This is a genomic window from Microbulbifer sp. ABF4_143 (assembly GCF_056160225.1).
This window is the reverse complement of sequence record NZ_JBSWWT010000027.1, coordinates 17600-37058: the sequence shown is the minus strand read 5'-3', so window position 1 is coordinate 37058 and position 19459 is coordinate 17600. Positions and strand designations below refer to the sequence as shown.

At 65.1% G+C, this 19459-nt stretch carries 17 protein-coding genes; 9 read left to right on the top strand and 8 right to left on the bottom strand.

What is annotated here, in order from left to right:
* Positions 1-72: 72 nt before the first annotated feature.
* The 3 genes from nirD to ACXAF3_RS16705 are packed head-to-tail and all read left to right on the top strand — an operon-like array spanning position 73 to position 3553.
* Positions 73-444 carry a nitrite reductase small subunit NirD gene (gene nirD, locus ACXAF3_RS16715; protein ID WP_475113435.1) on the top strand — a complete coding sequence of 124 codons (372 nt, stop codon included), beginning with the start codon at positions 73-75 and terminating at the stop codon, positions 442-444.
* Between the two features lie 2 nt (positions 445-446).
* Positions 447-3149 (top strand): nitrate reductase, encoded by a 2703-nt coding sequence (locus tag ACXAF3_RS16710; protein WP_475113434.1) that lies wholly within the window; start codon positions 447-449, stop codon positions 3147-3149.
* Positions 3143-3553: a VOC family protein gene (locus tag ACXAF3_RS16705; protein ID WP_475113433.1), complete on the top strand. Its 411-nt coding sequence runs from the start codon at positions 3143-3145 to the stop codon at positions 3551-3553. The genes ACXAF3_RS16710 and ACXAF3_RS16705 overlap by 7 nt, the downstream gene beginning before the upstream one ends.
* 176 nt (positions 3554-3729) lie before the next feature.
* On the opposite strand, the gene soxR is transcribed toward ACXAF3_RS16705, so the two are convergent.
* Positions 3730-4185, bottom strand: a complete 456-nt coding sequence (gene soxR, locus ACXAF3_RS16700; RefSeq protein ID WP_475113432.1) for a redox-sensitive transcriptional activator SoxR — start codon at positions 4183-4185, stop codon at positions 3730-3732.
* A 125-nt stretch (positions 4186-4310) separates the two neighbouring features.
* Here soxR and ACXAF3_RS16695 point away from each other — a divergent pair, with 125 nt between their 5' ends.
* The 4 genes from ACXAF3_RS16695 (at position 4311) to ACXAF3_RS16680 (ending at position 7865) form a co-directional block, all read left to right on the top strand.
* A complete protein-coding gene (locus tag ACXAF3_RS16695; RefSeq protein WP_475113431.1) occupies positions 4311-4850 on the top strand; it encodes an NADPH-dependent FMN reductase in 540 nt (179 codons plus the stop codon).
* Complete coding sequence (locus tag ACXAF3_RS16690) at positions 4847-6070, top strand: MFS transporter (RefSeq protein ID WP_475113430.1); 1224 nt, start codon at positions 4847-4849, stop codon at positions 6068-6070. The genes ACXAF3_RS16695 and ACXAF3_RS16690 overlap by 4 nt, the downstream gene beginning before the upstream one ends.
* A 71-nt stretch (positions 6071-6141) precedes the next feature.
* Complete coding sequence (locus ACXAF3_RS16685; RefSeq protein WP_475113429.1) at positions 6142-7107, top strand: ABC transporter ATP-binding protein; 966 nt, start codon at positions 6142-6144, stop codon at positions 7105-7107.
* Positions 7104-7865: an ABC transporter permease gene (locus ACXAF3_RS16680; protein WP_475113428.1), complete on the top strand. Its 762-nt coding sequence runs from the start codon at positions 7104-7106 to the stop codon at positions 7863-7865. Before ACXAF3_RS16685 ends, ACXAF3_RS16680 begins: the two co-directional genes overlap by 4 nt.
* 50 nt (positions 7866-7915) lie before the next feature.
* Here ACXAF3_RS16680 and ACXAF3_RS16675 read toward each other — a convergent pair whose 3' ends face one another.
* On the bottom strand, positions 7916-8572 hold the full coding sequence (locus ACXAF3_RS16675) for a TetR/AcrR family transcriptional regulator (protein ID WP_475113427.1): 657 nt from the start codon (positions 8570-8572) through the stop codon (positions 7916-7918).
* 146 nt (positions 8573-8718) lie between these two features.
* Between ACXAF3_RS16675 and ACXAF3_RS16670 the strand changes: the two genes are divergently transcribed.
* Entirely contained in the window at positions 8719-9837 is a 1119-nt protein-coding gene (locus ACXAF3_RS16670; RefSeq protein WP_475113426.1) for an efflux RND transporter periplasmic adaptor subunit, read from the top strand.
* 24 nt (positions 9838-9861) lie between these two features.
* On the top strand, positions 9862-13053 hold the full coding sequence (locus ACXAF3_RS16665) for an efflux RND transporter permease subunit (RefSeq protein ID WP_475113425.1): 3192 nt from the start codon (positions 9862-9864) through the stop codon (positions 13051-13053).
* Here the strand turns inward: ACXAF3_RS16665 and ACXAF3_RS16660 are convergent.
* The 6 genes from ACXAF3_RS16660 to ACXAF3_RS16635 form a co-directional block, all read right to left on the bottom strand.
* On the bottom strand, positions 13018-13899 hold the full coding sequence (locus ACXAF3_RS16660; RefSeq protein ID WP_475113424.1) for a glycerophosphodiester phosphodiesterase family protein: 882 nt from the start codon (positions 13897-13899) through the stop codon (positions 13018-13020). The genes ACXAF3_RS16665 and ACXAF3_RS16660 overlap by 36 nt on opposite strands.
* 121 nt (positions 13900-14020) lie before the next feature.
* Positions 14021-14659, bottom strand: a complete 639-nt coding sequence (locus tag ACXAF3_RS16655; protein WP_475113423.1) for a VWA domain-containing protein — start codon at positions 14657-14659, stop codon at positions 14021-14023.
* Positions 14656-16065: a hypothetical protein gene (locus ACXAF3_RS16650; protein WP_475113422.1), complete on the bottom strand. Its 1410-nt coding sequence runs from the start codon at positions 16063-16065 to the stop codon at positions 14656-14658. The genes ACXAF3_RS16655 and ACXAF3_RS16650 overlap by 4 nt, the downstream gene beginning before the upstream one ends.
* Before the next feature lie 126 nt (positions 16066-16191).
* Positions 16192-17313: an ABC transporter permease gene (locus tag ACXAF3_RS16645; RefSeq protein WP_475113421.1), complete on the bottom strand. Its 1122-nt coding sequence runs from the start codon at positions 17311-17313 to the stop codon at positions 16192-16194.
* Positions 17310-18257, bottom strand: a complete 948-nt coding sequence (locus ACXAF3_RS16640) for an ABC transporter ATP-binding protein (RefSeq protein WP_475113420.1) — start codon at positions 18255-18257, stop codon at positions 17310-17312. Before ACXAF3_RS16640 ends, ACXAF3_RS16645 begins: the two co-directional genes overlap by 4 nt.
* The gene (locus tag ACXAF3_RS16635) at positions 18247-19284 is read right to left on the bottom strand and encodes an HlyD family secretion protein (RefSeq protein ID WP_475113419.1); all 1038 of its coding nucleotides are present in this window, start codon (positions 19282-19284) and stop codon (positions 18247-18249) included. Before ACXAF3_RS16635 ends, ACXAF3_RS16640 begins: the two co-directional genes overlap by 11 nt.
* Positions 19285-19459: the final 175 nt, after the last annotated feature.

Here is a 19459-nt window from a genome sequence, read left to right as displayed (position 1 = left end):
TATTTCAAGGGCGACGAACAAATATATCAGGACGATATATTTGTTCGCCGGGTCAATAGTTAGGAGCAAAGCATGAACCAAGTAGCCGTAAACCACAGCCAATGGCAGGCAGTCTGCCAGCGATCGGATCTGGTTGCCGATTCCGGAATCTGCGCCCTCGTGGGCTCGGCCTCCGACAGGAGGAGCGTCGCGCTGTTTTTTATTCCCGGCGCCGAACCGCAACTCTACGCACTGGACAACTGGGATCCGATCGCAAAAGCCGGAGTCATCTCCCGCGGTATGATCGCGGAGCTCGACGGCGAACTCACGGTTGCGTCGCCGCTCTACAAGCATCACTTCCGCCTCAGCGACGGCGTCTGTATCGAGGACGGAAACATACGCCTGGCCAGCTACCCGGTCGCCCTCGACGGCGACACCGTCTGTATCGCGATTGACGCGGTCTGAAGATGGCGCCGACGGAGCGCTTCCGCGCACACAGGACCTGTACCACCTGCCCCTACTGCGGCGTCGGCTGCGGCGTGTCCGCGACAGTACAAAGTCAGGGCAGCAGCGATGCCGTATCGGTGCGCGGCGACCAGCAGCACCCGGCCAATTTCGGTCGCCTGTGTGTCAAGGGCTCGGCACTGGCGGAAACCCTCGGCGAGCGCGGGCGCCTGCTGCGGCCGCGGCTGCACGGCGAGGACTGCGATTGGGAAACCGCGATGGATTTTATGGCTGCGGAATTCTCCCGCACCATCGCCGAGCACGGCCCGGAATCCGTGGCTTTCTACTTGTCCGGACAGCTGCTCACCGAGGACTACTATGTCGCCAACAAGCTGATGAAGGGATTTATCGGCTCCGGTAATGTGGACACCAACTCGCGCCTGTGCATGTCGTCGGCGGTGGCCGCCTACAAGCGCGCCTTCGGCGCCGATGCGGTGCCCTGCTGCTACGAGGATCTGGAAACAGCGGACCTGGTGGTGCTGGTGGGCTCCAATGCCGCCTGGACCCACCCTATCCTGTTCCAGCGCATGCAGGCCGCCGGTACCCGCCTGGTGGTCATAGACCCCCGCGCCAGCGCCACCAGCGCAATGGCGGAACTGCACTTGGCGATTACGCCGGGCAGCGATGCGGCGCTGTTCAACGGTCTCCTCAACTATCTGGCCACGCACGACAAACTGGACCGCGACTTTATCGACGCGCACACGGAGCAGTTCGACGAGACACTGGAGGCGGCGCGCTCCTGGTCGCCGCAAAGGACCGCGGCCAGCTGCGGAATCCCCGAGGAAAAACTGACAGACTTCTTCCGGTTGTTCGCCGCAACGGAGAAAACCGTCAGTTTCTACTCCCAGGGTATCAACCAGTCCAGCAGCGGCACCGACAAGAACAACGCGATCATCAACTGCCACCTGGCAACCGGCAGAATCGGTGTGCCTGGCGCGGGCCCCTTTTCCATCACCGGTCAGCCGAATGCGATGGGCGGGCGCGAGGTGGGGGGGCTGGCGAATATGCTCGCCGCCCATATGGATTTCAGCGCGGAGAATATCGACCGGGTGGGCCGTTTCTGGCAGTCGGACTCGGTGGCGTCAAAGCCCGGCCTCAAGGCGGTGGAGCTGTTCGATGCGGTCGAGCGCGGCCAGATCAAGGCCATCTGGATTATGGCCACCAATCCGGCGGTGAGTATGCCGGACGCGCGGCGCGTAGCCGCCGCGCTGAAAAAATGCCCGCTGGTGGTAGTCTCAGACTGTGTGGCGGATACGGACACGGCGCGGCTCGCCGATCTGCTGCTGCCGGCGACGACCTGGGGCGAAAAAAACGGCACCGTAACCAATTCCGAGCGGCGTATCTCCCGGCAGCGCGCCTTCCTGCCACCGACCGGCGAGGCGCGGCACGACTGGCAGATTGTCTGCGACCTGGCCGCGCGCCTCGGTTTTGCAGAGGCCTTCGCCTATACCCATCCGGTGGAAATCTTTCGCGAACACGCGGCACTGTCGGGCTTCGAGAACGGCGGCGGCCGCGCCTTCGATATCTCCGCGCTCTCGGGGATCAGCCGGCGCGAGTACGACGCGCTGCAGCCGGTACAGTGGCCTGTCAACCGGGAGCATCCCCGGGGCTGCTCGAGACTGTTCACCGCGCGCAGATTCCACACGCCGAGCGGCCGCGCGCGATTCGTGCCGATACAACCGCGCGCGCCGGAGCAGCGGCGCGACGGCGAGTTTCCACTGTGGCTGAACAGCGGCCGCCTGCGCGACCAGTGGCACACCATGACCCGCACCGGCCGCGCGCGCAAACTGCTCGACCACAGCGAGGTGCCCGAAATACAGATCCATCCGCGGGATGCGACGCGCTACGGCGTCGAAGACGGCCAACTGCTGCAAGTGCGCAGCAGGCGCGGCACTATGTATGGCCGCGCAGCGCTCACCGGCGCGCAGAAACCCGGCGAGCTGTTCGCGCCGATCCACTGGAGCGAAACCCTCGCGCAGAATTCCCGTGTCAGCGCCCTGGCCGAACCGGCCACCGACCCCCACTCGGGCCAGCCGGAACTCAAGCAGTTGCCGGTACAGATCTCGCCGCTGCCGGTGCGCCTGTACGCGACGCTGCTGTGCCGCGAGGACATGGCCGCGCCGGTGCGGGACTCGCTGGCGCGGCTGGGCGCGGCGCTGGCGCACTGGTACCGGGTGCCCGTTGACGGCGGCTATCGCTACGAGCTGGCCCTGCGCAGACCACTGGACGGCCGCGCACTCGGCGAACAGCTGCTCTCCGGCAAGGCGGCGGATCTGCACTGGCAGCAGCTGCAACTGCCGCAGGGGCGGCGCTGGCTGGCCCATACACACAGAGTGGAGCTGCTGATTTTCACCGGCAGCGACTGGCGCACACTGCCGGACAGGCGCGCCCTGGAGGAACACCTGAGCCGGCCGCTGCCGGCGGCACCCGCGCAGCTGCTGCGCAATATCGCCCCCGGTGCGCAGACAATATGCAGCTGCATGCAGGTGACGCGACAGCAGATAGAGGCGGCCATTGCCGAAGGCAGCGCGACGGTGGAGGCCCTCGGCGAAGCGCTCGGTTGCGGCACCAATTGCGGTTCCTGCAAACCCGAGATAGCATCGATCCTGCACACCCACAACGCGCACGCGGACATAGACGGCCGCCCGGAACCCATCGCATGCTGAAAGTCCGACATATCGACCATATCGTCCTGCGCGTCAAAGAGCTGCAGCCGATGCTGGATTTCTATACCAATATTCTCGGCTGCACCCTGGAACGGGAACAGCGGGACATAGGCCTCTACCAACTGCGCGCCGGCAGCAGCCTGATAGACCTGGTGCCGGTCGACCGGAAACTCGGGCGCGCCGGCGGGGCCGCGCCGGGCGCGGAGGGCCGCAACCTGGACCACCTGTGCCTGCGCATAGAGCCGTTCGAGACTGAGGAAGTCATCGCCTTTCTGCGCGGCAAAGGCATTGAACCCGGCCCGGTCGAATCCCGCTACGGTGCAGAGGGCGAGGGGCCATCCATCTATATCTCCGACCCCGAGGGCAATGTCGTGGAGCTCAAGGGGCCGCCCTGGAATCACTGAGCAAATCTGCCCGAGCTCCGCGCCAGCGGAAGCCGTGCCCCACACTCACCACCCGGCCATGGATGGCCGGGTCGCGAATCAAGCGCTTAAGTGCTTGATTCGTCGTGGAGGGTTTGCGGACACGCGCCGCAAACCCGGGCTGAAAAAAACCATGATTGGTTTTTTTCAGTAGCCTGCTAGCCATTCAAATACTGCGCGCCGACCCCCTTCTGCGCCGCCACGTCCCCCGGGTTGCGCAGCGGGCAGCTGTCCATCGACAGGCAGCCGCAACCGATGCAACCGTCGAGCTGGTCGCGCAATAGTGTCAATTGCGCAATGCGCCGCTCCAGGTCCTCGCGCCAGCGCGCGGACAGCCGCGCCCAGTCCTTCGCGTTCGGCGTGCGGCCGTTCGGCAAGGTGTCCAGCGCCGCGCGTATCTCCGCCAACGGAATGCCCACGCTCTGCGCCACCTTGATAATACCGACGCGCCGCAATACATCCCTCGAATAGCGGCGCTGATTACCGGCGGTGCGCCAACTGCTGATCAGCCCCTTGCTCTCGTAAAAGTGCAAGGTGGATACCGCCACGCCGCTGCGCTCGGCCACCTCCCCTACTGTCAGCTCCCGACGCGGGCCCGTGTCACCCTTACCCATAGCCAACTCCTATCGGCGCCATAGCGACGTTTCATGCACATTGTTCGCGGCGGCCATTGATCTCAAGTTAAGTTGAGCTTTTACACTGTGCGGCATTCGATGGCAACCACCTGGAGAAAATCACCGTGAATGAGGAACTTCGCCTGGGGATCATCTACGGCAGCAACCGCGAGGGCCGCTTCTGCGACACCATCGTCGACTGGCTGGCGGCGCAGCTGGCGCGCAGCGACCGCTACCAATTGAGCTTCATTGATCCCGCCGAAGAGATCACCGACAGGCACGCACGCCTGGCCGCGGCCGATGCCTTTATCGTCGTCACGCCGGAGTACAACCACGGCTACCCGGCGCCGCTGAAGGCGCTGATCGATTCCGCCAGGGCGGAGTGGCAGGGCAAGCCGGTGGCCTTCGTCAGTTACGGCGGCATCTCCGGCGGCGCCCGCGCGGTGGAGCAGCTGCGCCAGGTGTTTGCCGAACTGCACTCGATCACGCTGCGCGACAGCGTCAGCTTCATCAATGCGTGGAAGCAGTTCGACGACAGCGGCAATCTGCGCGAGCCGGCGCGCGCGCAGAGATCCCTGGCGCGCATGCTGGCGCACCTGGAGTGGTGGGCCACGGCCCTGCGCGAGGCCCGCGACAAGAATCCCTATGGGGAGATAGCCGCATGACGACGGCACTTGTGCCGAGTATCGGTCTGGAACCCTCGGTCTCCCCGCTGCGCCGCGCGACACTGCTGTGTCTGGCCGCACTGAATGTGATGTCCGGCGCGACCATTGCACCGTCGCTGCCGGCTCTGCAGGACCACTTTGCCGCCCACCCGGACAGCGAGCTGCTGACCCGCCTGGTGCTGACCCTACCGGGGCTGTTTATCGCTCTCTGCGCCCCTGTTGCGGGCGCCATCTGCGATCGCTTCGGCCGGCGCCGCCTGCTGTTCAGCTCAGTACTGCTCTACGCCCTGGCGGGGCTCTCCAGCCTGCTGACCGACAGTCTGGCGCTCATACTGACGGGCCGTGCCCTCCTGGGCGTCGCCGTTGCCGGCACCATGACTTCTGTGACCGCACTGGCGGGCGACTACTTCGCCGGTGCCGAGCGGGCAAAATATATGAGTCAACAGGGCGCCTTTATCAGTTTTGGCGGCGTGGTGTTTCTGATCGGCGGCGGCCTGCTGGCAGATCTGCACTGGCGCGCACCTTTCGCGGTCTACGGAATAGCCCTGCTCCTGCTGCCCGCGGCGATCTTTTTTCTCAATGAACCATCGCGCAGGCGCGCTGCTGTCGCAGATACCGACACCGCGACGAAGGTCCCCTACTTTCTGCTGTCCGTGCTTTTTTCAGTGGCACTGGTGCACAGTCTGACCTTTTACCTGATCCCGACCCAGCTGCCCTTCCTGCTGCGGGAGATAGGCACCGTGCTGCCGAGCAACGCAGGCATTGCCATCGCCGGCGGCAATCTGATGGGAGCAGTGTCATCGCTGCTTCTCTATCGCCGTCTGCGCACGCGCCTGGGAACACTGGGTGCCTTTGCATTCAGCTTTACCATATTAGCCGCGGGTATGTTACTGATATCCGCAGCCGCGTCCCTCGGCACAATAATCGCCGCGACGGCGGTATACGGTATCGGTATGGGTGCCATGATGCCTCACCTCTTCACCTGCGCCATCCAGCTGGCCCCGCCACAGAGGCGCGGCCGCGTCGCAGGCTGGCTGACCACCAGTATTTTCCTCGGCCAGTTCCTGTCGCCACTCGCGAGCCAGCCGTGGAGCGCACACTTCGGTCTCGCCAGCAGCTTTGCACATGCGGGGCTCGCGCTCCTGTTGCTGGCGGCCGCCGCCGCGACAGCCGCGCTCCAACAGAGAGGGAGGCACACCGGTGAAAAGCTTTTGGGGTAGGATGTCGATATTCCCGGCAACCGGACGATCAAGTGAACAGGCCCTAACACAACTTTTAGCGAGGAGAAAAAGTGGAACCGATTATTTCCGTCGAGGGGCTCGGCAAGACCTATGCCGGGGGATTTACCGCCCTGCACAGCGTGGACCTGGAGATCCGCCGCGGCGAGATCTTCGCACTGCTCGGACCGAACGGCGCCGGCAAGACCACGCTGATCAGCATCATCTGCGGCATCGTCAACCCGACCCGCGGCCGCGTGCTGGCCGGCGGCTTCGATATCCAGCGCGACTACCGCCGCGCGCGCAGCCTGATAGGCCTGGTGCCCCAGGAGCTGGCCACAGACTCCTTCGAGAGTGTCTGGGCCACGGTGAATTTCAGCCGCGGCCTGTTCGGCAAGGCGCCGGACCCGGCCTATATCGAGAAGCTGCTGCGCCAGCTTTCCCTGTGGGAGAAGAAGGACAGCAAAATCATGGCCCTGTCCGGCGGCATGAAGCGCCGGGTCATGATTGCCAAGGCGCTTTCCCACGAGCCCAACATCCTCTTCCTCGACGAGCCCACCGCCGGTGTGGATGTGGAGCTGCGCCAGGATATGTGGGACATGGTGCGCGACCTGCGCAAGTCCGGTGTCACCATTATCCTCACCACCCACTATATCGAGGAGGCCGAGGAGATGGCGGACCGCGTCGGGGTGATCAATCGCGGTGAGCTGGTGCTGGTCGAGGACAAGCACACACTGATGCAGAAGATGGGCGAGAAGGAGCTCAGCCTGCACCTGCCGGAACCCCTGCAATCCATCCCGGAAGCACTGGCGGACCTGCCGCTGACGCTCTCCGCCGACGGCAGCCAGCTGGTATACCGCTTTGACATCAAGAGCAGCGATACCGGTATCGCCGAGTTTCTGCGCCGCCTGAACCAGGCCGGTATCGAGTTCCGCGACCTGCACACCCGCGAGAGTTCCCTGGAGGAGATTTTCGTCGGTCTGGTCAAGGGCGCGCGCAGAGAAAATCAAGCAGTATTGACCAAGGAGGCCCAGGCATGAACTGGTACGGAATCCGCGCTATCTACAAATTTGAAATGGCGCGCACCTGGCGCACGCTGATGCAGAGCATCGCCTCGCCGGTGCTGTCCACCTCCCTGTACTTTATCGTCTTCGGCGCCGCCATCGGTTCGCGCATGGGGGATATCGGCGGGGTCAGTTACGGGGCCTTTATCATTCCCGGCCTGATTATGCTGTCGCTGCTGTCCGAGAGCATCTCCAACGCCTCGTTCGGGATCTTCTTCCCGAAGTTTTCCGGCACCATCTACGAGGTGCTGTCGGCGCCGGTGTCGGCGGCCGAAATCGTCGCCGGCTATGTGGGCGCCGCGGCCACCAAGTCGATCATTCTCGGCCTGCTGATCCTGGCCACCGCGCGCCTCTTCGTCGACTACGAAATCGTGCACCCCTTCTGGATGCTCGGGTTTCTGGTACTGACCGCCGTCACCTTCAGCATGTTCGGCTTTATCATCGGCGTCTGGGCAGATGACTTCCAAAAGCTGCAGGTGATCCCGCTGATGGTGATTACGCCGCTGACCTTCTTGGGCGGCGCCTTCTACTCCATCGATATGCTGCCGGAACCCTGGCGCACGGTCACACTGTTCAACCCGGTGGTCTATCTGATCAGCGGCTTCCGCTGGGCCTTCTACGGCGTCGCGGATGTGAATGTGGGTATCAGCCTGGGCATGACACTGCTGTTCCTGATCCTGTGCATGACCACTATCTGGTGGATATTCCGCACCGGGTATCGGATCAAGACCTGAGCCTCGATCGAGCCGCGGTCGTTTTGGCGAAACCCGATCGCGGCCGGAACTCAGTGCGCATGGGCGCGCAGGAAGACCGCCACCACCGATGCGACCCTCGCGCGGATTTCAGCCTCGCCGGTCGGCGCGTCGCAACAGCCGATCAGCTTCTGGATATGGCGGCAGCCGCCCTGCAACATGCCGAAAAACAATTCTGCCGCCGCCGCCGGCTCGTCCACCTTTAACAGCCCGAGCTCGTCGGCCCGGCGCAGGAAGCGCTCCATCCCCCCCAGGGTGCGCTGCGGGCCCGCCTCGTAGAACAGCCGCGCCATCTCCGCGTCCTCCGCGCCGATAGCGCACATCAGGCGCAGCAGGCGCACCGACTCCTCACTGCCGACCATCTCGAGAAAGGCGACACCGATACGGTTCAACATCTCCTCGACCGAATCCCCCCGCTCCAGCGAGAACATCGGCAGCGGCATCAGGTTTTCGCACTTGGATTCGATCGCGGCGGTGAACAGGTTCGCCTTGTCGGAAAAGTGGCTGTAGACGGTCAGCTTCGACACACCCGCGGCCGAAGCCACCGCGTCCATGCTGGTGCCGGCAAAGCCCTGGGACAGGAACAGCTCCTTGGCCGCTTCGAGAATGGCCCGGCGCTTGGCCGGGTCCTTCGGGCGCCCGCGGGGCGCGGTCTCGGCAGACGGTGGTACAGACATGGATTCGGACATAGCTCTCCAAAGGCGTCCACCCGATCCGGCGGATATAGTGGACTCACGAGTTCAATAAAATTACTATACTGACCAGTATAGCATTGCCGGCCCAACCGGCGCCCGTATTCACCGGCACTCTCAGTTACACGGAAAGGGACCCGCCTATGTACCGCTCGCTACTGGCCGCTGTATTGCCGCTCGGCCTGATACTGGCCGCCTGTGCGCCGGCAGAATCCGGCGACACCGAGGACAAGCCGCGCCCGGCGGTGATGGTGCAGCCGAAGGCCGCCGGGGCCGAGCAGGATGTCTACCCGGGCGAAGTACGCGCCCGCTATGAGCTGGCACTCTCCTTCCGCGTCGGCGGCAAGATCAGCCGGCGCCTGGTGGATGTGGGCGACAGGGTCGAGCGCGGCCAGCCGCTGGCCGAACTCGACGCGGAGGATCTGCGCCTGCAACTGGACGCGGCGCGCGCACAGCTCAGCGCCGCCAGGGCGGAGCACCGCCTCGCCGGCAGCGAACTGGAGCGCCACAAGAAATTGCGCCAACGCCAGCTGGTCAGTGCCTCCCAGTTCGACGCGGTGCAGAGCCGCTTCGATGCCAGCGCCGCGCAGCTCGACCGGGCCAAGGCGCAACTGCAGGTGGCGCGCAACCAGGCCGACTACGCCGTATTGAAGGCGCCGCGGGATGGCGTCATCGCCCGGCGCCTGGCCGAGGCGGGCCAGGTTGTGGCCGCCGGCCAGGCGGTCTTCTCCCTGGCCGCGGACGGAGAGCTCGAGGTGCGCATCGACCTGCCGGAACAGGATATCGAGCGCTTTGCCGTGGGCCAGACACTGGCGGTGGAACTCTGGTCGCAGCCGGGCCGCCGCTTCCCCGCACATATACGCGAACTGGCGCCGGCGGCAGATCCGAGTTCGCGCACCTTCGAGGCGCGGGTGGCCTTCGACAACCGGGAGCTGGGCGCGGAACTGGGGCAGAGCGCGCGGGTTTTCGTCGACGGAGAGCCCTCGACAGCCGCGCTGGCAGTGCCGATGTCCGCCGTCACCGCCGACAACGGCCAGCCCTATGTGTGGGTGCTGGACCCGCTCGCGCAGACGCTGCACAAGACTCCGGTGACCCTCGGGCCCTACGGCGAGGAAGTGGTGCCGGTGCTCTCGGGCCTCAAACCCGACGACTGGGTCGTGGCCGCCGGCACCCACCTGCTGCGGGAGGGTCAGCGGGTGCGGCCGGTGGACCGGATGAACCGCCCGATCAATCCCGATCGCTCCTTTGCACACCAGGAATAAACCGAGCCCCAGGGAACAACCACCATGCGTTTCAATCTCTCCGAATGGGCCCTGCAAAACCGCCCGCTGGTGCTCTACGCGATGCTGCTGCTCGGCCTGCTGGGCGCCCTCTCCTATACCCAGCTGGGACAGAGCGAGGACCCGCCGTTTACCTTCAAAGTGATGGTGGTCAACACTCTCTGGCCCGGCGCCAGCGCCGGGGAGGTGTCGCGCCAGATCACCGAGCGCATCGAAAAGAAACTGATGGAGACCGGCGACTACCAGCGCATCACCTCCTTCTCCCGCCCCGGCCAGTCCCAGGTATTGTTCGTCGCCCGCGACGATATGCACTCCAGCGAAATCCCCGATCTCTGGTATCAGGTGCGCAAAAAGGTCGGCGATATCCGCCACACGCTGCCGCCGGATATCCGCGGCCCCTTCTTCAACGACGAGTTCGGCACCACCTTCGGCAATATCTACGCGCTGACCGGTCCGGACTTCGACTACGCGCTGAAAAAGGACTATGCCGAGCGGCTGCAGCTGGCGCTCGCGCGGGTGAAGGACGTGGGCAAGGTGGAACTGCTCGGGCTGCAGGACGAAAAAATCTGGGTCGAGATCTCCAACACCAAACTCGCCGCCCTCGGCATTCCTCTGTCCGCGGTGCAAAACGCGTTGCAGGCGCAGAACAGCGTCGTCGATGCCGGCTTCGTGGATACCGTCAGCGACCGGGTGCGCATCAAAGTAAGCGGCCAGTTCCGCTCGGTGGACGAACTCCGCCGCTTCCCGATTGCGGCGGGCGGGCGCACCCAGAGGCTCGGCGATATCGCGACGGTCAGGCGCGGCTTCAGCGATCCGCCGCAGCCGCGCATGCGCTTTATGGGCGAGGACGCCATCGGTATCGCCGTGTCGATGAAGGCCGGCGGCGATATTCTGCAGCTGGGCGAAAACCTCGACGCCGCCTTCGCCGAACTGCAGAAAGACCTGCCGCTCGGCCTGGAGCTGCGCAAGGTGTCGGACCAGCCCGCGGCGGTGAAGCGCGGCGTGGGCGAGTTCCTGCAGGTGCTGATGGAGGCGCTGGCGATAGTGCTGCTGGTGAGTTTCTTCTCGCTGGGCATGCGCACCGGCCTGGTCGTGGCGCTGTCGATCCCGCTGGTGCTGGCCATGACCTTCGCGCTGATGCACTACTTCGATATCGGCCTGCACAAGATTTCCCTCGGCGCCCTGGTGCTGGCGCTGGGGCTGATGGTGGACGACGCCATCATCGCGGTGGAGATGATGGCGATCAAGATGGAGCAGGGGCTGTCGCGCCTGAAGGCGGCCGGTTTCGCCTGGACCAGCACCGCCTTCCCGATGCTGACCGGCACCCTGATCACCGCCGCCGGCTTCCTGCCGATCGCCACCGCCCAGTCCGGCACCGGCGAGTACACCCGCTCGATATTTCAGGTGGTCACCCTGTCGCTGCTGGCCTCCTGGGTGGCCGCGGTGGTGTTCGTGCCCTACCTGGGCGACAAGCTGCTGCCGAACCTGACCCGGCGCGACCACAGCGGCGAGGTGCGGGATCCCTACGCGAAGCCCTTCTACCGGCGCTTCCGCGGACTGGTGACCTGGTGCCTGCGCCACCGCAAGACGGTGATACTGCTGACGCTGGCGGTTTTCGCCGCCTCGGTGGCGCTGTTCCGCTTTGTGCCGCAGCAGTTCTTCCCCTCCTCCAACCGCCTGGAACTGATCGTCGACCTGAAGCTCGCCGAGGGCGCCTCTCTCACCGCCACCGAATACCAAGCCCGGCGCCTGGAAAATCTGCTGGCTCAGAATGAACTGGTGGAAAGCTATGTGGCCTATGTGGGCACCGGCTCACCGCGCTTCTATCTGCCCCTGGATCAGCAGCTGCCGACGGCCAGCCTGGCCCAGTTCGTGGTGCTGACCCGCAATGTGGAGGAGCGCGAGCAGCTGCGCAGCTGGCTGATCGAAACCCTGCGCGAGGAATTCCCGACCCTGCGCTCGCGGGTGTCGCGGCTCGAGAACGGGCCGCCGGTGGGCTACCCGGTGCAGTTCCGCGTGTCCGGCGAGCATATTCCCGAGGTGCACGAGATAGCGCGCGCGGTCGCCGAGAGAGTGCGCACACACCCGGCGCTGAGCAATGTACACCTGGACTGGGAGGAGCCGAGCAAGTCGGTGCAGCTGAATATCGACCAGGCCCGCGCCCGCGCCCTGGGCGTGGACTCCGCCGGTCTGTCGCGCGCACTGCAGAGCTCCCTGAGCGGCATTCCCGTCAGCCAGTACCGCGAGGACAACGAGCTGATCGACGTACAGGTGCGCAGCGACGAGCGCGAGCGCCACGCCCTCGGCAGGCTCGGCAACCTGGCCGTGCAGACCGGCAACGGCAACAGTGTGCCGCTGAACCAGATCGCGACTCTGGAATACGGGTTCGAGGAGGGGGTTATCTGGCACCGGGACCGGCTGCCGACGGTGACGGTGCGCGCGGACATCTACGGAACAGAACAGGCGGCCACCGTGGTCGGCGAACTCTGGCCGCGCCTCGCGGATATCCGCGCACAGCTGCCGCCGGGCTATCTGCTCGAAATCGGCGGCAGCGTGGAGGAGTCCGCGCGCGGCCAGGCCTCGGTGAACGCCGGTATGCCGCTGTTCCTGCTGGTGGTCTTTACCCTGCTGATGCTGCAGCTGCGCAGCTTCTCCCTGTCGACGATGGTGTTCCTGACCGCGCCGCTCGGCATTATCGGCGTCACCCTGTTCCTGCTGCTGTTCCGCCAGCCGTTCGGCTTCGTGGCCATGCTCGGCACCATCGCGCTGGCCGGCATGATCATGCGCAACTCGGTGATACTGGTCGACCAGATACAGCAGGACATCAACCAGGGGCTGACACCCTGGGATGCCATCGTCGAGTCCACGGTGCGCCGCTTCCGCCCGATCGCGCTGACCGCGCTGACCGCGGTACTGGCGATGATCCCGCTGTCGCGCAGCGACTTCTTCGGCCCCATGGCGGTAGCGATTATGGGCGGGTTGATAGTGGCCACCGCGCTGACGCTGCTGTTCCTGCCGGCCCTCTATGCGACCTGGTACCGGGTGCGCGAGGGGGAGATGGCGGACGCGCGGCAGCCGGGCTGGCCAACCCGCGCTTTCGCGCGGCTGGCCGCGCTGCTGCCCGGCCTCCGGCATTCGCCTGCAGGCAGGCTCCTACACAAGCTAGCCCCGCGCACTCCCCGCGAGGAGCGCCATTAATCTATCCGGCCTATCGGTAACCAGCCCGTCCAGCCCGAGTTCGATATAGCGCCGCATATCCGCCTCCTCATTCACTGTCCAGGCGGATATATGCAGATTGAGTTTTCTCGCCGCGCGCATAAAGCGCCGCGAGAAAACCTGTATGCCGTAGTAGCGCATCGGCAGCTGCATCGTCTGGTAGCCCGGCCGCAGCAGCCTTTCCGCACCCACCAGCTGCGCGGCGAAAAACAGCATCGCGTCGAGGGTCGCGGCGCCGGTCGCGACTTCGGGGCAGAGGCGGCGGAAGTGATTGATCACGCCCTGGTGGAAGGAGGATACGATCACCCGGCTGCGCTTGTTCGAGCGCCGCAGGCTTTCGCACATGGCCTCCGCCGCGCGCTTGTCGTTGTTCTTCAACTCGATGATCATCGGCGTGTCCGGCAGCGCGGCGAAGACTTCGTCGATGGTGGCGATGCGCAGCGGCCTGTCGCGATAGGGGTAGGTCTCGCCGTCGCGGGTCCAGTTGTAACCCATATTCAGCCGGCGCAGTTCCGCCAGCGTCTTTTCCCCGACGGCGCCTTCACCGTCGGTGGTGCGCTCCAGCCGCGCGTCGTGTATCAGCACCAGGTGGCCGTCCGCGCTCAGGTGCAGATCCATCTCCAGCGCATCCACCCCCAGCTCGACCATTTTCTGCAGGTAGAAAAACGTATTGCCCGGGTAGAGTCCATTGCCGGATTCATCGCCGTGGGCTATGACCAGCAGGCCGTCTTTTCGGGGCAGGTCGAGTAGTGACGGCGGCGCGGGGCGGGATCTGGCATGGAGCCACAGAATCAACAGCAGCGCGCAAAAAAGCGATGGCCAGAGCATCGTTCACCCGAAAGTATTTTCAATTGCCCTTGCAGGAGCGGCCCGTGGCCGCGATCGAATTCCAGAGAAATCTGACAGCTCGATCGCGGCCACGGGCCGCTCCTACAGTGATAACAACCCGCTAGGGCAGGATTTTTTCCAGCCGCTCCAGATCATTGACCACCCGCCAGCTGCCGCCGCTCTCCTCGACGCGACTCTGCCAGTCCCGCAGGCGCCCCAGGTAGGCGTTTGGATCTATATTGTCACTGCGCAGCTTGGTCACATTCAGCGCCACCAGATTGAAGCCGGAAAGCTGCAGCGGCACATCGCGGTTGTAGCCCTCCCTGATCTCCTCTTTCAGGTCGGAAAAGATCAGGATGGTCTTGCGCCCCGGGTCCTTCTCGTTCAGGTATTCCACCGCCTGCAACAGGCCGCCGGTGATGTCCGTGTAGGCCGCGGGCCGGGTCTCCTCAACAAACTGCTGTATCGCCTGCTGGAAGGCCCGCTTCTGTTTGTTGGCGACACTGGGCCTGTCGTCGAAGGTGACCTTGGCCTTGATGTTCTTCTCGCTGAAACTGCCGCTGTTGATACTGGCCACCGCGAAGGTATCGCCGGGGTTCATCTTGGCGAGGGTGTAGTTGATGACCTGCTGCGCCTTGTCCAGCTCCTGGGTGTAGGTGCCGGAGGTATCGATCAGCATATAGATGCCCTGGTTGCGCGCCACCGGCTCGCCGCAGGCGGCCAGCAGCAGAGCGCAGGCAAAAGGAATCAGTTTTTTCATCGCGCCTCCTCCGCCGCGGTCACGGCGGCCGAGTCGGCACGCCAGTTCGCGTACAGGCTCTCCAGCCACAGCGGCAGGAAAATCACAATATCGTAGAGGCGCACCAGCAGCGAACCGCAGCGCAGCGCCGCGGTGCCGGTCAGGCGCAACAGCACCGACAGGGCGCGCAGGAAGAAGGTCGCCAGCAGGCCGATGACCGTGCGCGCCGAGGCGATAAAGTTCTCCAGCGGTATCGCGACGAAGGTGAGCGCGAACGGCAGAATGAAGCCCATGCCCATCTGTGCCGCGGTAGTGATCCAGAGGACACCGCCCGCAGTCGCCTCAATCTCTGCGCCCCTGAGCTGCGCGCTGACCGCCAGATCCTCCTGCATCAGTATCTCGCGCATAAAGGCCAGACCGGCCTCCACCGAGGCGAGGCAGAACAGCAGCGCGAAGGCGGCCCACATCATGCGCGTGCGCAGCTTGTCGTTCAGCGCACTGATCACCGGGAAGAGCCGCGTGATGCGCAGACACTCCATCAGGAAGAGCCCCATGGTGATCTCCACCAGGATAATCACCAGCGCGGAGATATCCGCCACCTTGAAACTGCCGATATAGCTGGTGCCGCCGACCATCTCGGTCATCGGCCGCGCGATCAGGTGGAAATTGATCAGCGCGCCGCCGGCGGCAATCGCCAGCACGAAGGACGCGATAAAGAACTGGCTCAGGGAGGAGGAGGAGAGCATGCGCAGGGCGCGGTCGCTGCCCTGGACGATTTCCTCGTAGCGCTCCATATGGCCGTCGATGGCCTTGGCGCGGCGGATCACCGAATCCACGCTCTTGTTGACCCGCCCCAGAGTGGACAGCATCGAGCGCCAGCTGGGCATCATGCGCTTGAGCAGCTGGTGGCGCTCGCGGGCGGACTCGCGGTAGGCCTCCAGCGCCTTGGCCTCGGCCTTGCGCATCGAGTGGTGGATGGTCTCCAGCACATCCCCCACCACGCCGTCGTTCTTGGCCGGGATTTCCGCCACCGCCTTGATGGCCTTGGCCCAGTTGGTGGGCTCCGGCGGCACCTCGGCGCTGCGCACATAGTCCTCGTCGATGGCGGTCAGCTGTTCGCACAGCTTGCGGTGCAGGGCCGGATACTGCGCCAGCTCCTTCTTCATCGTGGCCTCGATGCGGTCGAACTCCCGCTCCACATGGCGCTCCGCCGCCTCGCGCCCGGCCGCCAGCAGCACCTCGCGGTTGCGCTCCTGCAGGCGCTGTTCGGCGCCGGCAACCGCATTGGCGCCCAGGCGCAGTGACTGGTGAAAGAAGCGCGCCAGAGAGAAGATGCCCTGGTGCACCGGTTTGCGTGCAACGAACAGCGCCAGCAGCGCCAGCAATAACCACAGCCAGAGCGGCAGGCTTTCCAGTAGTTGGGTCACGGTATTGCCTCCTCGAGATAGGCCGGTCGACCATCCATCCTAACAGCAGATGGCAACACAATCGCCCAGAAGTTCACACTTTGTGCGGGTAGCAGGTTTGGCGCGAAATCCGCATCTGAACAAAATTTAATCGAGGCTCTTGCGGAAACGCGCTATCGCCAGCGTCATCATCAGCGCGATAAACACCAGCAGCGCCAGCCAGTCGGGCCACAGCTCAGCCATATCGGCGCCGCGCAGCATGACCCCGCGGATCAGGCGCAGGAAATGGGTCAGCGGCAGCAGCTCCGCAATCCACTGCGCCGGCTTCGGCATGCCGTCGAACGGGAACATGAATCCGGACAGCAGTATCGACGGCACGAACACGAAGAAGGTCATCTGCATGGCCTGGAACTGGGACTGGGCGCGTGTCGAGATCAAAAGGCCCAGGCTCAGGTTGGCCAGGATCAGCAGTATCGCGGCCCAGTAGACATCGAGCAGGCTGCCGCGAATCGGCACCTGGAACAGCAGCACGCCGGCCAACAGCACCAGGCTGGTCTGCACCAGGCCGATAACGCCGTAGGGCAACACTTTGCCGATCATCAGTTCGGCGCTGCTGACCGGCGTCGCGATCAGCAGCTCCATATTGCCACGCTCGCGCTCGCGCACTATCGCGATGGCCGTGAACATCACCATCGTCATCGTCAGGATGATGCCGATCAGTCCCGGCACTATATTGATCGCCGACACCCGCTGCGGATTGTAGAAGGCCACGACACTGATCGGCAGCTGCGGCAGCGGTATCGAGGATTCCCGCCCCGAGGCTCCCCGCGGCTGCGCCGGCGCAAAGGCGAGCGGCATCTGCGCCAGCTGCGCGACGGCGTTCTGCACCACCGTGTCGCTGCCGTCCACCAGTACCTGCACCGCCTCGTCGCTCTGTGCGCGGCGGCGCTCGAAATCTTTCGGGATCACGACGCCGACACTGATCTCGCCGCGGCGCAACATGGTCATCAGCTGTTGCGGGCTCTCCGCGTCGGCCACCGGCTCTATCACGCCGGTGGCGAGCATATCCATCACCAGCTGGCGCGAGCCGCTGGTCTGCGCCTGATCGGCGATGGCGGCGGGCAGATGGCGCGGATTCAGGTTGATCGCATAGCCGAACAGCATCAACTGCAGTATCGGCACGCCGACGATCATCAGCAGGGTGATGCGGTCGCGGCGCAGCTGGCGCAACTCTTTGACGACCACGGCCCAGAGCCGGCGCCAATTCACCGGGCTTCCTCCTGCGGCGCTCTATTGGTGGCGGCGACGAACACATCCTCCAGGCTGGGCAGCGCCGGGCACACCTCGGCGCCGACGCCCCGCTCGCGGAATGCCCGCTCGACACGCGATGCGCAGTCGCCGCTCTCCTCACACAGCACGCGCAGGCTGTTGCCTATCTGCGCCGCGCTGATCACGCCGGGCACCTGCAACAGCACCCGCTTGGCCTGCCGCGGCCGCTCGGCGCGCACCTCCAGCGTGCGCCCGCGCAGGGCGCCGGTGAGTTCGGCGGGGCTGCCGTCGGCCACCAGGCGGCCGCGATCGAGAATCGCCAGCCGGTGGCAGCGCTCCGCCTCATCCATATAGTGGGAGGAAACCAGTATCGTGGTGCCGGCGTCCGCCAGCTCGAACAGCTTCTCCCAGAAATCGCGCCGCGATTCCGGGTCCACCGCGCTGGTGGGCTCGTCGAGAAACAGCAGCTCCGGCTTGTGGATCACGCTGCCGGCCAGCGCCAGGCGCTGCTTCTGGCCGCCGCTCAGGGTGCCCGCCATCTGCCCGGCGCGCTCGGCGAAACCGTACTCCTGCAGCAGCTCGTCCACCCGCCGCACCATTTCCCTGCGCGACAGGTTCTGCACCGCGGCGAGAAATTCCAGGTTCTCGCGCAGGCTCAGGTCGGCAAACAGAGAGAATTGCTGCGTCATATAGCCGATATGCCGGCGCAGCTCCTCCGCCTGTGCCGGTATACGCAGGCCCAGCACTTCAATTTCACCGGCACTCGGTGTCAGCAGGCCGCACAGCATGCGGATACTGGTGGATTTTCCGGAGCCGTTGGGGCCGAGGAAGCCGTACACCTGTCGGCGCCTCACGGTGAGATCCACGCCATCCACCGCGCGCAGTGCGCCGAAGCACTTGCTCAAGCTCCGCGCGCGGATCGCGATTTCACTCTCAGCCGCCATCGCCGTGCACCCCGCTGCCGTCAAATTCCGCCCGCAGCGGCAGGCCCGCGGGCAGCGCGGCGGCGTCCTCTCCCAACTGGATTTCCGCCAGGTAGCTGAGCCGCGCCGCGTCGTCACCGGTCAGTGCAAAGTAGGGGGTAAAACTGGGCTCGCTGCGGATCATCCGCACCCGGCCGCTATAGGCCCGATCCAGCCCCTGGATAAAAACCCGCGCGGTATCGCCCACCCGAACGGCGGGCCGCATCGGCTCGGGAATATAGACGCGGGCGTAGGGCGTCTCCCCCACCAGCATCACCGCCAGCGGGCCGCCGACCGGCGCCTCGTCCCCCAATTTGAACGGCAGACTGTCCACCAGACCCTGCCTCGGAGCCTGTACCGTGAGTTTCTGCAGCAGCACCGCCTGCGCTTCCGCCTCTGCGCGGGCCTGCGCCAGTGCCGCCGCCCCCTGGGCGATATCCTCGCTGCGCGTGCCGCGCTGCAACTCCAACAGCGCCGCGCGGGCGGAGGCCACCTGCGCCGAGGCGCTGTCGGCGGCTGCCTTGGCGCGGTCGACGTCAGCCTGGGAGATATAGTCCTCACCGAGCAGTTTGCGCAGGCGCCGGAAGTTTTGCCGCGCATCCTTTTCCTCCGCGAGAGCAGCGGCCAGATTCGCCTCGGCGCGCTGAATTTCCTCAATCCGCGGTCCCGCCTGCAATTCGTCAAGCAGCGCCTCGCGCCGCGCCACCTCCTCCCGCGCCGCCGCGAGCTGCGCCCGCGTGCGGCGGGTATCCAGCTGCAGCAGCACCTGGCCGGCGCTGACCCTTTCCCCCTCGCGCACACGTATATCAACTATCTTTTCCGCAGCCGGCGCCGGCAGCGCGATACGATCCCACTCCAGGGTGCCAAGAGCGCGCTGCGGCTTCGGCTGGCAGCCGCCCATCAACAGCGCGATCAGCAGCAACGCATACAACAGGCCAACGCGGCGGCTCCTGAGAGCCGGGTGGCGCCGCGGTGGCAAGCCTGTCGTCGATGAAATAAGTCGCTGCACTTCAGTCCCCAGCCCTGGGCCGCTCGTTGCCGTCACCGCCCGGCGGGAGGAAATTTACCGCGGCACCCGGCATATAGCATAGAAGCGCGGCAATGGGCCGGCACATCCACCGATCCGCTCCACTAATTCCGTCGCACAGCGGTTTCGGGCATTTATCGCGACAAGGGCAACACAT